Origin of the sequence: Bradyrhizobium sp. 215_C5_N1_1, from assembly GCF_052075935.1 — a bacterium.
Lineage (GTDB): Bacteria > Pseudomonadota > Alphaproteobacteria > Rhizobiales > Xanthobacteraceae > Bradyrhizobium > Bradyrhizobium barranii.
In genome coordinates, this window is record NZ_CP197228.1 from 2353590 (window position 1) to 2367797 (window position 14208).

Annotated in this window: 9 protein-coding genes; 6 read left to right on the top strand and 3 right to left on the bottom strand. The window is 59.6% G+C overall.

Annotated elements, in window-relative coordinates; all coding sequences use genetic code 11:
* Positions 1–87: 87 nt before the first annotated feature.
* Complete coding sequence (locus tag AB7G19_RS10980) at positions 88–273, bottom strand: hypothetical protein (protein WP_063981754.1); 186 nt, start codon at positions 271–273, stop codon at positions 88–90.
* Positions 274–803: 530 nt separating this feature from the next.
* On the opposite strand from AB7G19_RS10980, the gene AB7G19_RS10985 reads away from it, so the two are divergent.
* Entirely contained in the window at positions 804–6689 is a 5886-nt protein-coding gene (locus AB7G19_RS10985) for an AAA family ATPase (RefSeq protein WP_441267814.1), read from the top strand.
* Here the strand turns inward: AB7G19_RS10985 and AB7G19_RS10990 are convergent.
* Positions 6684–7076 carry a response regulator transcription factor gene (locus AB7G19_RS10990; RefSeq protein ID WP_063981756.1) on the bottom strand — a complete coding sequence of 131 codons (393 nt, stop codon included), beginning with the start codon at positions 7074–7076 and terminating at the stop codon, positions 6684–6686. The genes AB7G19_RS10985 and AB7G19_RS10990 overlap by 6 nt on opposite strands.
* 222 nt (positions 7077–7298) lie before the next feature.
* Between AB7G19_RS10990 and AB7G19_RS10995 the strand changes: the two genes are divergently transcribed.
* From AB7G19_RS10995 to AB7G19_RS11015, 5 genes are all read left to right on the top strand, one after another.
* The gene (locus AB7G19_RS10995) at positions 7299–7934 is read left to right on the top strand and encodes a response regulator transcription factor (RefSeq protein ID WP_135214190.1); all 636 of its coding nucleotides are present in this window, start codon (positions 7299–7301) and stop codon (positions 7932–7934) included.
* Positions 7935–8297: 363 nt separating this feature from the next.
* Positions 8298–9188, top strand: coding sequence for a LysR family transcriptional regulator (locus AB7G19_RS11000; RefSeq protein WP_441267815.1), 891 nt, complete (start codon positions 8298–8300; stop codon positions 9186–9188).
* Positions 9189–9575: 387 nt separating this feature from the next.
* The gene (locus tag AB7G19_RS11005; RefSeq protein WP_354241968.1) at positions 9576–9977 is read left to right on the top strand and encodes an SPW repeat domain-containing protein; all 402 of its coding nucleotides are present in this window, start codon (positions 9576–9578) and stop codon (positions 9975–9977) included.
* 243 nt (positions 9978–10220) lie between these two features.
* Complete coding sequence (locus AB7G19_RS11010) at positions 10221–11816, top strand: GMC family oxidoreductase (RefSeq protein ID WP_441267816.1); 1596 nt, start codon at positions 10221–10223, stop codon at positions 11814–11816.
* Between the two features lie 88 nt (positions 11817–11904).
* A complete protein-coding gene (locus tag AB7G19_RS11015; protein WP_441267817.1) occupies positions 11905–13062 on the top strand; it encodes an adenylate/guanylate cyclase domain-containing protein in 1158 nt (385 codons plus the stop codon).
* A 50-nt stretch (positions 13063–13112) separates the two neighbouring features.
* On the opposite strand, the gene AB7G19_RS11020 is transcribed toward AB7G19_RS11015, so the two are convergent.
* Complete coding sequence (locus tag AB7G19_RS11020; protein ID WP_283017331.1) at positions 13113–14129, bottom strand: helix-turn-helix transcriptional regulator; 1017 nt, start codon at positions 14127–14129, stop codon at positions 13113–13115.
* Positions 14130–14208: the final 79 nt, after the last annotated feature.

Genomic DNA, 14208 nt, shown 5'->3' on the forward strand with positions numbered 1-14208 from the left:
GCGCTATGACGTTGGCAGCCCCAGCTTAGCAGCCGCTGGGCCGCTGCCGCGACGCCTATTCGACGGCTCACGCATTTCACGTATAGTCTAGCGGCGGATCGAGCAATCCCTTGCACCGTCGAGCGACGCCTTCTTGGCTCGCCGCTCGTGGTCGTCGGCAAGAGCCTTCAGCTGAGCCGCAATCACGTGGTCCGTCATGGCTTTGGCAGAGCGAAGCAAGGTCTTCGCTGTCCTCAAATATTCTTTGCCTCGCTGTGAGATATGAAGCGTCATGACGCCCTCGCGTGGTTTTCGGGCGACTGGTCGAAGCGTGTTGGAACCAGCCCATCCAATTGTGCTCACCCTGGCGGAGTGCCCTGAAGCGATCGACGCATCTCGGACCTCCTGGCCTACGATCGTTCAACAGAACGCCGACTTCGGCCGGTATCGAGGATGGGGGCGATTGGTTGCAGATTGTGTTCAAGCCAGTTGAAAGGAAAGTCACCTCTCGCCATGGAGTTGATAGCCGATCGTTATCGGAACGGCTGGGGCGCGCCTGGGATTCTGCGGCGAGAGAGCGGCGCTCGTTCCACGGGGATTTCGATCGAGCGGAACTCTCGATCCATTTGCTTTACCGGCGAATTTCGCGGCAATAAGGCCGGCTTCTGCGAGGGGGATCCCTATAGCCGTATCCGGTCGGACCGGGGATCGGCTGGCATTTCTCGGGCGACGGAGTACGATTTCTCCCGGCGGGGGAGAAACCGCGCGTGTGGCGCGCGAAGCGCTTGATTGGCAGGCCGAAGCCCGACGCCGGAGTCTGACAGATGGTGCGGCAGTCGCTGAACGTCGCATACTCGGATGGTAGTTCCCAGGTGTTGTGGGAGGATGGCGAGCGCGTGTTTAGCCGCGGCTGGCGAGTGGACGACAATGGCAACCGGCTCGCCGTCCTGCTCGTTGCTCCTGCCGCCGATCACCCGTCCCGGTCAAGACTCGATCGTCTCACGCACGAATACGAGCTGAAGGATGAACTCGACGGGGCATGGGCGGTGCGGCCGCTGGCCCTCATGCGCGACGCCGGTCGGACCGTGCTAGTGCTCGATGATCCAGGCGGCCAGCCGCTCGAACATTTGCTCGGTGAGCCCATGGAGGTAGCGCGCTTCCTGTGCCTGGCTATCGCCGTTACCTCAGCCTTGGGCAAGCTTCATCAGCGCGGGCTCATCCACAAAGACATCAAGCCAGCTAATATCGTGGTGGACTGCGCGGATGGACACGTGCGTCTCACCGGGTTTGGCATCGCATCGCGCCTGTCCCGCGAGCGGCAGGCGCCCGAGCCGCCCGAGACCATCGCCGGTACGCTCGCTTATATGGCACCCGAACAAACCGGGCGGATGAACCGCTCGATCGACGCCCGCAGCGACCTCTACGCCCTCGGCGTCACGCTGTACCAGATGCTCACGGGCGTGCTGCCCTTCACGGCGGCCGATCCGATGGAATGGGTGCACTGCCATATCGCAAGACGACCGGCGCCGCCCAGCGAGCGGTTAAAGAGCCTCCCAGGCTCCGTCTCTGCGATCATTATGAAGCTGCTCGCCAAGACTGCCGAGGAGCGTTACCAGACGGCTGCAGGCGCCGAGATCGATTTACGGCGCTGCCTCGCCGAATGGGAAACCCGAGGCGATATCGACGAATTTCCGCCCGGGGAACATGACACTCCGGATCGGCTGCTGATCCCCGAGAAATTGTATGGTCGGACAGCCGAGATCGATACCCTGCTTGCCTCCTTCGACCGTATCGTTGCCGGCGGCAGGCCGGAGTTGGTCCTCGTTTCCGGATACTCCGGCATCGGCAAATCCGCGGTCGTTAACGAGCTTCATAAGCGGCTTGTTCCGCCCCGCGGTCTTTTTGCGTCGGGCAAGCTTGATCAGTACAAACGCGACATCCCCTACGTCACCCTTGCGCAGGCCTTTCAGAGCCTGATCCGCCCTCTCTTGAGCAAGACCGAAGCGGAGTTGCGGAAATGGCGGGAGGCGCTGCTCGAGGCGCTCGAGCCGAACGCTCGGCTCATTGTCGATCTCGTTCCGGAATTGAAGCACATCATCGGCGAACAGCCACCGGTCCCCGAACTGCCGCCACAGGACGTGCAGGGTCGCTTTCAGCTGGTGTTCCGGCGATTCATCAGTGTATTCGGGCGACCGGAACATCCGCTCGCCCTGTTCCTTGATGATCTCCAATGGCTCGATGCAGCAACGCTCGATTTGCTTCAGGATCTGTTGACCCGGCCGGATGTACAGAACCTGTTGTTGATTGGCGCTTACCGCAACAACGAAGTCGATCCCGTCCATCCGCTGACACGCAAGCTTGAAGCGATCCGCCAAGCCGGAGCGATACTACACGACATCGTATTGGCGCCCTTATCCTGTGAAGATCTGGGACAATTAATCGCGGATTCCATTCACAGCGGACCGGAGAAAATCGCGCCGCTGGCACAGCTGATTCACGAAAAGACAACCGGAAATCCGCTTTTCGCTATTCAGTTCATTTCTGCGCTCGCCGACGAAGCATTGCTCACTTTCGATTATGACGAGGCGCGATGGTGCTGGGACCTGAATCGCATTCACGCCAAAGGTTACACCGACAATGTGGTGGACCTTATGGTGGGGAAGCTGAACCGTCTGTCCGCGGAAACCCGGAACGCACTGCAAAAGCTCGCCTGCCTGGGCAACGACGCAGGGTCCGCCATGTTGCGGATCGCTTACCAGGACTCCGGGGAGGAGATGCACGGGCAGCTTTGGGAAGCGGTGCGAGCAGGGCTGATCTTTCGTTCAGAGGATTCCTACAAGTTTCTCCACGACCGTGTCCAGGAAGCGGCCTACTCCTTGATTCCGGAGGAATCGCGTGCCGAAGCCCATCTCCGAATAGGGATGCTGCTCGCAGCGCAGACCCCCCCAGAGAGGTTGGAGGAGACGATCTTCGAAATCGTCAATCAGCTCAACCGCGGCTCGCATCTCATCACGTCAACTGAGGAGCTTGAGCGGGTCGCTGAGTTGAACTTCATTGCAGGTAAACGCGCAAAGACCTCGACGGCATATGCCTCGGCGCTGAACTACCTAGTCTCCGGCGTAGCACTGCTGCCAGGGGACTCCTGGGAGCGCCAGCACGACCTGATCTTTGAGCTGGAGTTGCACCGGGCCGAATGTGAATTCCTCACTGGTGCACTGGCGGAAGCCGAGCAGCGCCTGGCGATGCTGTCGGCCCGTGCCGCAACGACGATCGAACGAGCCCGCGTGACGTGCCTGCAGGTGGATCTTTACACGACCCTGGATCAGGGCAGTCGCGCGATCGCAGTCGGTCTCGACTATCTCCGCCACCTGGGTGTTGACTGGTCGGCGCACCCGTCGGAAGACGAGGCAAGGTGCGAGTATGACCGGATCTGGTCCCAACTCGGCTCCCGCGCGATAGAAACCCTGATTGATCTACCTTTGATGAGCGATCCCGTATCGCTCGCGACCCTTGATGTGCTGACGAAGCTCGGGCCGCCGGCCCACTATACAGATGCGAAACTACGTTCGATGGTCATCTGTCGAGCAGTCAATCTCAGTCTCGAGGGCGGCAATTGTGACGGGTCGTGCTACGCCTATGCAGTGCTTGCCAGGCTTGCTGGACCGGAATTCGGCGACTACCAGGCGGGACTTCGATTCGGCCGTCTCGGCTATGAACTGGTCGAACAGCGCGGGCTAAAGCGCTTCCAAGCCAGGACCTATTTGAACTTTGGATACTTACTCATGTTCTGGACGAGACATGTCCGGGAAGGTCGTGATCTGCTGCGACGTGCGTTTGAGACAGCAAACCAGATAGGTGACCTCACTTTTGCGGCGTACTACTACACCCACCTGAACACGTATCTTCTCGCGGCGGGCGATCCGCTCGATATCGTGCAGGTCGAGGTCGAGCATGGTCTTGCGTTCGCGCGGAACATGCGGTTCGGCTTTGCGATTGACTCCATTGCCGGCCAGCTAGGGCTGATCCGGACACTCCGCGGCTTGACGCCGATTTTCGGTTGCTTTGACGATGGGCAGTTCAACGAACTCCTACTGGAGTCTCGTTTCCGCAAGAACCCGGATCTGGCGTTGGCCGAGGGCTCGTATTGGACCCGCAAGCTGCAGGCACGTTTCTTTGCCGGCGACTATGTGGGTGCCCTCGAGGCCTCATTGAGGGCGCAACAGCTGCAGCCGACATCGGCGTCTTTTTTCGAATGCGCGGAATATCACTTTTACAGTGCGCTCTCCAGAGCGACATCCTGCGAGTCCGCGGCGGCCGGCCAACGGCAGGAGCATGTCGAGGCACTGGCTGCGCACCACCGACAGCTCGAGGTCTGGGCAATGGCTTGCCCGGACAACTTCGAGAACCGCGCCGCACTCGTCGGGGCGGAGATCGCCCGGATCGAAGGCCGCGCGCTCGATGCCGAACATCTTTACGAGCACGCTATCCGCTCGGCACACACGCATGGCTTGGTCCACAACGAGGCGCTCGCCAATGAAGTCGCCGCACGCTTTTATGCCGCACGCGGGTTCGAGAAGATCGCACATGCCTATCTGCGGGACGCGCGGTACGGATACATCCGCTGGGGAGCCGACGGCAAGGTGCGCCAACTCGACGAGTTGTATCCGCACCTCAGGAAGGAAAAGCCAGTTGCAGGCCCCACAAGCACGATCGGGGCACCCGTCGAACAACTGGATCTATCTACGGTTATCAAAGTCTCGCAAACCGTGTCGGGCGAGATCGTCCTGGAAAAGCTGATCGACACGCTGATGCGCACGGCGATTGAGTACGCGGGTGCCGGGCGAGGTCTGTTGATCCTTGCGGTCGGCGATGGGTACCGGATTGAGGCGGAAGTCACGATCAGCAATGATATGGTGACCGTCGGTCAGCGACAAGCAGGTGTAACCGCTGCAAATCTACCGGAGTCCATTCTACACTACGTGATCCGGACAAAAGAGAGCGTTCTTATCCACGATGCCGCCGCCGCGAACCCGTTTTCCGCCGATGAGTACATCCATAAGCATCACGCCCATTCAATTCTCTGCCTGCCGTTGCTCAAACAAGGCAGACTGGCCGGCGTACTCTACCTAGAAAACAACTTGGCGGCCCACGTTTTCACACCCGACCGCGTCACAGTCTTGAAGGTGCTTGCGTCGCAGGCGGCCATCTCGCTCGAAAATTCGCGGCTTTATGACGACCTCGCGGATCGGGAAGGGAAGATCAGGCGTTTGGTCGACGCCAACATCATTGGGATCCTCATTGCCGATCGCGAAGGACGGATCCTCGAAGCGAATGACGCGTTTCTACGCATCGTAGGATATGACCGTGCGGACTTGGTTTCGGGCCGCGTGCGCTGGACCGAGCTGTCCCCGCCCGAATGGCGCGAGCGGGACATACTGACTCAGGCAGAACTGAACTCAGCCGGAATAGTTCGACCCTTCGAGAAGGAGTATGTTCGGAAGGACGGCAGCCGCGTTCCCGTACTTATTGGCGCTGCTCTGTTCAAGGAAGGAGGCGACGAGGGCCTTGCATTCGTGCTCGATTTGACGGAGCGAAAGCGCGTCGAGGAAGCGCTTAGCCAGGCACAAAGACTCAGCCGCACCGGCTATTGGATCTACAACGCCACAACGATGCGTTACCTCTATTGGTCGGACGAGAGTTACAGGATCTGGGGGTTTGATCCGTCGCAGGGCCTTCCTAGTCGGCAAGGTATTTGGGAACGTATTCACCCAGAGGACCGCGACAGAGTGTGGGGCGCGGTTCAGGAGGCCGTGCAACAAAAGAGAGACTTCGTGGCCGAGTTCAGACTTCTCCTACCCGATGGAACAATCAAATGGGTCGAAGGAACCAGCTATCATGTGTTTTCGCCCAGGGGCGCGCTGGCTGAGGTTATCACCACAACCGTCGATGTGACGGAGCGAAGGCGGGCGCAGGACGAACGTGAAAAGCTGCGTCAGTTCGAACTGGATTTCGCCCACATGAACCGCGTGAACATGATGGGAGAATTGGCGGCCTCGCTGTCTCACGAAATTCTGCATCCGATCGCTACCGCTCGTAACAACGCCCGCGCAGGGATGCGCTTTCTGGAGATGAAACCGCCAAATCTGGATGAGACCAGGGAAGCGCTTGCTTGCGTCGTGAGGGACACTGACCGCGCCAAGGATATCGTCGGACGGATGCGTGATCACATCAAGAAAGCGCCTCTGCGAAAGGAGCGTTTTGATCTCAATTCGGCTATCAACGAAGTGATTGTACTGGCGCAAAGCGCAATTCACAGGAACAGCGTTTCGGTCCAAACCCGGCTCGCGGATGGACTGCTCCCGGTTATGGGGGATTGCGTTCAGCTGCAACAGGTATTGCTGAACTTGATCCTGAACGCGGCCGAAGCGATGGGCTTGGTTGAGGAAGGGGCGAGAGAGCTATTGATCAGCACCAGGGAGGATCAGACCGGCGCCCTCGTAGCCGTACGGGATTCGGGGCGGGGCATTGATCCGGGGCATTTCGATCGAGTCTTCGACGCCTTTTACACCACGAAGTCCGGTGGAACAGGGATGGGGTTGTCGATATGCCGTTCCATCATCCAAGCACATGGAGGCAAGTTGTGGGCGGAAGCGAACGAACCTCGCGGCGCTGTATTTCAGTTTACCCTGCCGGCGGACAACGACTCATGAATTATCTTCAATCGGCGTACCCGACCGCAGAGCCGAGCGCACGCATCGCTCGAGAATGTCATCGTCCACTGGCTTGCTGAGATAGCAAATAACCCCGTCCTTCAGAGCCTGATCCCTGACAACCTCATCGGGGTAGGCGGTAACGAGGATCGTTGGGATTGCATACCCTGTATCGACCAAACGCCTGTGCAGCTCGACTCCGGTCATTCCGGGCATGTTAACGTCAGTGACCAAGCAGGCGGTTTCAGGCAGAGCCCGCGATGCCAGGAAATCGGCCGCCGACGAAAACGCTTCGACAGTATAGCCCAGCAGCATTATTAGCTTTCGCATTGACTCACGATGGGGCTGATCGTCGTCGACGACGGATATCAGTGTACGATGCAACATAGCGGCTTCCAGGCACTTCCGCCGGCCGGCGAGGCAGCGCCTCGCGCTGCATGCAACGTAGTGTCTCGGACATCCCTCAATAACGCAATGTCGGCGTTCCTAAGCGATGGTTTAGGCGTCCGGCTATCCGCTCAGGCAAAATATTCTGTTCATCTCGATAGATTGTGCGTAGGGTGTGCCGGACTAGGCAAGAATGCGCTTCCCCAACGCAGGATACCGGGAATGGGTGAGGCAAATCCCAGTGTCTTGGTTATCGATGATGATCCCGAATTTCGCGATTCGGTCGCGCGACTGTTGCGGACAGTCGGCTTGGATGCCCGACAATTTTCGTCTGTTCCCGATTTTCTCGAGGCCGATCCGCCGGATGGTCCTACTTGCCTGGTGCTCGACGTAAGAATGCCGGGGCGAAGCGGTCTCGATCTTCAGAGCGAACTTGTCGCCGCAAACAGGCAAGTGCCTATCATCTTTATCACAGCCTACGCCGACGTGCCGATGACTGTGCAAGCAATGAAGAGCGGTGCGATAGAGTTCCTTACAAAGCCATTCCGAGATCAGGATCTGCTTGACGCCATCGATGCCGGACTCACTCGCGATCGTGCCCGACGTGAGAGTGACAGGGTGGTGGCTGCAATAAGGCGGCGCCTCGACACGCTCAGCCCCCGCGAGACTGAGGTCATGCTCCATGTCGTGGCTGGTCGCCTGAACAAGCAGATTGCCAACGATATCGGCATCGCCGAGTCCACGGTGAAAGTGCATCGCACTAACCTGATGCGGAAGATGAAAGCGCGTTCGGTCCCGGAACTCACCCGGATGGCGGACTGCCTCAATATAAAACTACAGCAGCTGCAGAACTTCTGAGCCTGAAAGGCGTGCCATCAGCGCTTCCGTGCGAGGGTGCCGTCTACTCGCAAATCGCGTCCACCTCATTTCGCCGCGCCGCTGATCCTCTCCTTTAGGGGCCGATCCGGCCAACGGATTCGGGGCGCGAGGTTTACGCTCTCACTTCTAAGCGATCGCTTAGCACAAGCAGCGACAAGCGAACCTCATCATACCTCCGCGTAGTCGACCGAGGCGCCCCTATCCGTCAAAATGCGGCCGTTGACGGTCACCGAGTTCGCCTTCCCCCTCTTGGTGAACGACCACGAGCGCCCGAATCCGGGCAGGGCGACGCAAGGCCTGTCAGTAGAGACAGCCGCACCTTGACGGAGAACATAGCAGCCCATGGAGCTTCATCAGGTTCGCTACTTCCTCGCCGTCGCGTCCACGCTCAACTTCACCCGCGCGGCCGAGCAGTGCAACGTTACGCAGCCCGCTCTGACCAAGGCGGTGCAGAAACTCGAGCAGGAGCTCGGCGGCCAGTTGATCTACCGCGAACGCCAGCTCACCCAACTCACCGATCTTGGAAAGGAAGTCCTTCCAACGCTGGAGCGCACACTGGTCTCGGCAGAGGCGGTGCGTCGCAGGGCCCAGGAGTTCCAACGCAAGGAGATCGCGCCACTGAGGATCGGCCTTGCCCCATCCATCTCGGCGTCGCTCGTCCTCGATCCGATCGCGGAGATCGCAAAGTGCGTCCCGGGACTTCACGTCGAGCTGCGCGAGGACGCGGCGGAGAAGCTCGTCGATCTCTTGCTTGAGGGGGAGATCAACGCCGCAATGGTCGGCGACGTGCAGGACGTGCCCGCCCGCATCGACGACTGGTCGCTGTTTGAGGAGCGCTATGTCGCGGTTCTCGCACCGACACACCGGCTCGCAAATCGTCCCTCGATCGGCATCGACGACCTCCGTGAGACGATCTTGCTGGAACGCGCCGGATGCGACATCGCCCCGAAGATCCAACGGTCGTATTTTCCCGAGGAACCGCTCCACCTCGGCCACTGCAGTGGTCACGACTTGCACTTGCAGCACATGGCCGCTGCTGGCTTCGGCGTGATACTCGCGCCCGAGCACATGCCGCACCTTCCGACGCTCAAGACCATCCCGCTCGAAGGCGACCTGGTTTCGCGGGAGGTGCGGCTGCTGGCTGTGCAGGGGCGCTGCTACTCGCCGGCGCTGGACGCTTTCGTCAGGTTCGTTCGCCTTCGCGACTGGTCGGTCGTCGCTCGGACGGCGTGAAATCGTCGAATGCGTACAGCGCCCGGAAGAGCATGCGGCGCATGCGTTCACCTGGTTGGTTCAAAGGCCATCCAAATGCGCTACGCGAACAATGCTGCCTTCCCAAGCTGTCCCTGACCTCGACAGCCGGACACTGAGCCACCACCGTCGGCCTCGCGGACGACGCGCCACGCTTACCCGCTTCCGTGGCGCCCGACGACTGGAATGGAAACGATAACGACCGGGCATTTCCAATGGTTGGCGTGCCGGCCTACGCCTGTTGCTCGTCTAACGGATTGGCCCGTGCCGGAGTGTTTGCTGGCACAGGATTGCGTAATCTCTCTCTTGGGTGGATGCACTTTCCGCGTCGCAAGGACCCGCTCAAGTAATCGACCAGAGGAGTCTCCGATGTCGTTTCGCTTCATCACCAAATCTATCCACGCCTACCTGATCGACTATCCTGTCGCGGTCGTCTTGATCGCCGCGCCGTTCGTGCTGGGGCTCGGTCAAAGCGGACCGGTTGCAGTGGAGCTTTCGGTCGTCGCCGGTGTGGCCGCGCTGCTCTTGGCCTCCCTGACCGACCATCCCACCGGGATCGTCCACATCATTCCCTACTGGCTGCACCTTTGGGTCGATCGCGCCGTCGGGGTGGTCTTTGTCATCGCACCGTTTGCCTTCAAATTCACGGGGCTCGACGCCTGGTACTACTGGGGCCTCGCTGCGGCTGTCCTGTTCACGACGTCAGTCCTGAACGCGCCTGAGAAGCCCGTTGCGAACCGTCCGGAATTGGGCAGGCGCGCAGCCGGCTGAAAGCTGCGATGGCGTCGTCGAGACGTCGCCGATGTTCGTCTGCAGCGGTCCACAGGACCTCGGGGAGCGACAATAACGATCGCCTATCAACTCTATGGCGATAGGTGATTTCCCCCGCCGGCGTTGCAGGATCACTCTCCAAAGGCATGGTCCGATCAATCTCAGGATCAGGAACTGCGATAGCGCCACGTCAGCGACGGACGCCGATTGAACGATGCAAATTCTGTGAAAGAAAAGACACTGATGTCCCAGGAAGCCTACGATATTGTCATTGTTGGTGCAGGCGCAGCCGGCTGCGTCGTTGCGAGTTATCTTGCCGAACACACCGATGCGTCGATCGCGTTGATCGAAGCGGGCGATATGGATCGCGATCCGTTCATCCACATCCCAGCGGGCTTCGCCAAACTTCTGGCCCACGACCGGCATGTCTGGAAATACGAGACGGTTCCCCAGCACGGGACGAAGCGAGCATATCGCTCAGGCAAGGTACTCGGCGGCGGCTCCTCGATCAATGCGATGTGCTACGTGCGTGGTCAGATGCGCGATTTCGCCGCGTGGCAGGACGCGGTCGGCGACACCGGAAAATGGTCGTATGAAGACCTGCTTCCCGTCTTCATGGCGCAGGAGGACAACGACACCTTCCACGACGAGTATCACGGCATAGATGGTGGCCTGGCTGTCCAGTTGCCCAAGGGCATCAATAAGCTGAACCAATATTGCCTCAAGGCATTCCAGGAATATGGGATTCCCTATAATCCCGACTATAACGGCAAGAGCCAGATCGGCGTCTCGCCGGTGCAGTCGACGGTCGGAGACCAGCGCCGATGCAGCGCGGTCGACGCTTATCTGCGCCCGCACCTCACTTCGGGCCGCGTGGTCCTGCTCACCGGCAAGACCGTCGTTCGCGTCCTCGTCGAAAACAAGCGGGCTGTGGGCGTTGAGTTCATGGACACGAGCTTGAAGAGGATCATGGCGAACGAAGTTGTGCTGTCGGCTGGCGCCGTCCATAGCCCGACGATCCTCATGCACTCAGGCATCGGGCCAGCCGAGCAGCTGCGTCAACACGGTATCGCGGTGATCGTCGATTCTCCGGCGGTAGGCGAAAATCTCCAGGATCACCCGATGGTACCGGTCCGTGTCTATGTGAAGGGTGATCTCGGCTATCAGGCTGCCGCGCAGGGTCTCGGCAGCGTGAAGGCCGGCCTGCGCTATCTCGTCACGAAGGACGGCCCGGCGTCGGGTAATGGCATCGAGACGGTGACACACTGGAATCCATCTGATTTCACCGCCGAGCCTACGATCCAATGCTATCACGCTCCTATCGTCTTGAACGAGCAGCTCGGCCCGGCGGGCGACCGCTCGGGCATCACTTTCGAACTCGTGGTGCTTCAGCCTAAGAGCCGCGGCTGGGTGCGGTTGGCCGACAGTGACCCGACGTCGATGCCCCTCATCAACCCGAATTTCGTTGGCGAAGAGGAAGACCTGAGGGCCGCGGTGGAATCAGTGCGCGCGATCCGCAAGGTCATGGCCCAGGAGTCGTTGGCGCCGGTGATCGAGGAAGAGATGGACCCCGGCCTGCACGTCCAATCGGATGCGGAGATCCGCGAATGGGTGAAGCGCGTCGTGACGACAATGTGGCATCCGGTCGGCACCTGCCGGATGGGCCAGGATGCACGAGCGGTGGTTGACGCGAGGCTCAGGGTCCGCGGCGTCGACGGCCTGCGGGTAATCGATGCCTCGATCATGCCGAACATAACCAGCGGCAATACCAACGCTCCGACCCAGGCGCTTGCGCGCCACGCTGCGACGATGCTGGTCGAGGATCTGAAACGCACCTGAGGAGTTCTGGCGCGAGCAGGCGAGGCCGGCCTCCGGCCCACGCCGGCCGGGAAGCCGCGCGGGAGCTGACACCGGCCATGAGCGTCCAATGCGTATAGAAAGGTTCAGGTACCTGGCTCCTGCAGCCGTACTCGCGATCGGCATCTTTCTGGTCGATACCTTGTCATCACTGCAGTTCGCGGTCGCCTCGCTGTATGTTGTCGTCGTGTTGGTAGCTGCCCAGGATCTCGATCGCGGAGGCGCTGTCGTCGTCGGCTTAATCTGCGCACTGCTTACCATCCTCAGCTATATTCTTACGCACGGCTTCGTCCCCAACGGGATCGCAGCGTTGCGATCCAGTGTTAGCCCGATCGCGCTCTTGGTCACGACAATGCTTGTGCTCCATAGACTTTCCGCTAACCAGCGCGTCAAGAAAGCAGAGCGCGAACGTATGAACCTGGCGCGCTTCTTCCCGCCAAGCATCGCTGAACAGCTCATCAAGGCGCGGACCCCTCTTTCGTTTACGCGTTGTCAGCGTGCAGCAGTCCTGTTTGTCGACATCGTCGGGTTCACTGACTTCTCATCCAACAGGCCTCCGGATGTCGTCGTCCAGACGCTGCGACACCACTTGCGTATGTTCAGTGACGTGGTGTTCTCCCATCAGGGTTCGATCGACAAGTTCCTGGGTGATGGGTTGATGGCCTTTTTCGGCCTGCCGTTGACCAGCCTGCGCGACGCCACCAACGCTGCGGAGTGTGCGATCGAGCTCATCAAATCCGTCGATTCTTGGAACCGACGCATTGAGGCAAGAGACCAGTCGCTCCGTATTGCCGTCGGTATCCATTACGGCGAAGTCATCTATGGAGACGTTGGCAATGAGAAGAAATTGGAACTCACCCTGATCGGTGACACCGTGAATGTCGCTAGTCGGGTTGAAGCCCATTGCCGGGTATTGGAGGCTTCGGTGCTCGTCACCGGCGAATTCATGGATGCATTGTCTGCGGAAGGGAGCGCGGAACTCGCCACTGCGCTTCGCGACGAAGGCGCACACATGTTGCGTGGCCGAAGAGATCCGGTCCGTCTTTTCAGTATTCGCAGGCTGTCGTGCGAGCAGGCCAACTGCGCTTGGCGGTCGCCTCGCCAGCGAAACTCATTGAATCACGGTGGGAATCGGCAAAGCCAGGCCGACCTGTCCGGCCGCAGAGCCTTTAGATGTCGTGGGGGGACCGGTGGACCTTGCTTATCGTACGGGAAGCGCGATGCTTAGGGTGTCCATCGTAGAGCGCATAACGCCTACGAGCGGATCGCACCCCGTTCTCAAATATCCTTCCGTACTTCGCCCTCCTTGGCGATCCGCCGATGGTCGCTCGGATCTCGATTGTACGCCTTTCGAAAAGCCCGCACAAAACTCGAACGGCTCTCGTACCCCGCATTAAGAGCCACTGCGTCGATCGACATCGTCGTTGTCGTCAAATCGATCGCGGCCTGGCGCATTCTTAAGTGTCGTAAGACAGCCATCGGGGATTGTCCAAAAATGTCCGAGAAGCGCGCCATGAACGCCGAACGACTCAATCCTGCACTGTGTGCCAAGCTTTGAACTGAATGGGCGGCTCCTGGCCGCGCCACCATATCTGCAAACGCACGAGTGACCTGCCTGTCGGCAAGTATCGAGAACCGTTCAGTCCACCGTCGGGATGACTTGAGCGACCGTCGTACCAACGAGACAACGATCTGCCTGAGCAGAGAAGCTGTCATGGCTCCAACGCCGACCTCTTGCTGTAGCAACTCGTTCATTGCTTCGCGAAGCTTGAGATCAATCCTGTCCGCCGGCTCGAATTGCTCGATGACCGGTTCGCGGAGTTCTCCGAACAGCCTCACAGACTGACCAAAGGATGCGTTAAAAAAGCCGCATATCTGGACGATCTCTGGTTGCTCTTTCGGCACTGCGACGCGGAGGATGCCTTCTTGACGAGTCCAGCAGTCTCTCGAAATGAGCTTCGGAGCGCTACTTCCACCGTCAACCTCGATCATGAGCGGAGTGTTTGGCGGCACGATGATGAGTAAATGAGGGCTCAACGGTATCGTCGGCCCGCCATCAATTGATAGACGTCCCATGCCACTTAAGTTGTAGTGGATCCCGGGTACGTCAATCGTCCCAAATTCGACTCGATGGCCTCGCGGCACCAAAATCTCGGTCATGGCGATGACATCTATGTCGAGCGCCTGCATTAAATTGTTGAGGTCTGTTGTAGACAATTTGACAGTGGCGCCCGCGGGCGGCGAAACGTTCTGCCCGACGAGAGCCTGTTTTGGAATCGATTTCGAATTATGCATGACTGTGGTGGCTCCTGCTAACGGCTACCAGCACCGATAGTGCTCCGAAATCTGTTCTCCGAGGATCGGCGGGGGCGTC

Coding starts and splice junctions, on each gene's coding strand:
- AB7G19_RS10980 (WP_063981754.1), bottom strand. CDS start 273: ATGACGCTTCATATCTCACAGCGAGGCAAAGAATATTTGAGGACAGCG.
- AB7G19_RS10985 (WP_441267814.1), top strand. CDS start 804: ATGGTGCGGCAGTCGCTGAACGTCGCATACTCGGATGGTAGTTCCCAG.
- AB7G19_RS10990 (WP_063981756.1), bottom strand. CDS start 7,076: ATGTTGCATCGTACACTGATATCCGTCGTCGACGACGATCAGCCCCAT.
- AB7G19_RS10995 (WP_135214190.1), top strand. CDS start 7,299: ATGGGTGAGGCAAATCCCAGTGTCTTGGTTATCGATGATGATCCCGAA.
- AB7G19_RS11000 (WP_441267815.1), top strand. CDS start 8,298: ATGGAGCTTCATCAGGTTCGCTACTTCCTCGCCGTCGCGTCCACGCTC.
- AB7G19_RS11005 (WP_354241968.1), top strand. CDS start 9,576: ATGTCGTTTCGCTTCATCACCAAATCTATCCACGCCTACCTGATCGAC.
- AB7G19_RS11010 (WP_441267816.1), top strand. CDS start 10,221: ATGTCCCAGGAAGCCTACGATATTGTCATTGTTGGTGCAGGCGCAGCC.
- AB7G19_RS11015 (WP_441267817.1), top strand. CDS start 11,905: ATGCGTATAGAAAGGTTCAGGTACCTGGCTCCTGCAGCCGTACTCGCG.
- AB7G19_RS11020 (WP_283017331.1), bottom strand. CDS start 14,129: ATGCATAATTCGAAATCGATTCCAAAACAGGCTCTCGTCGGGCAGAAC.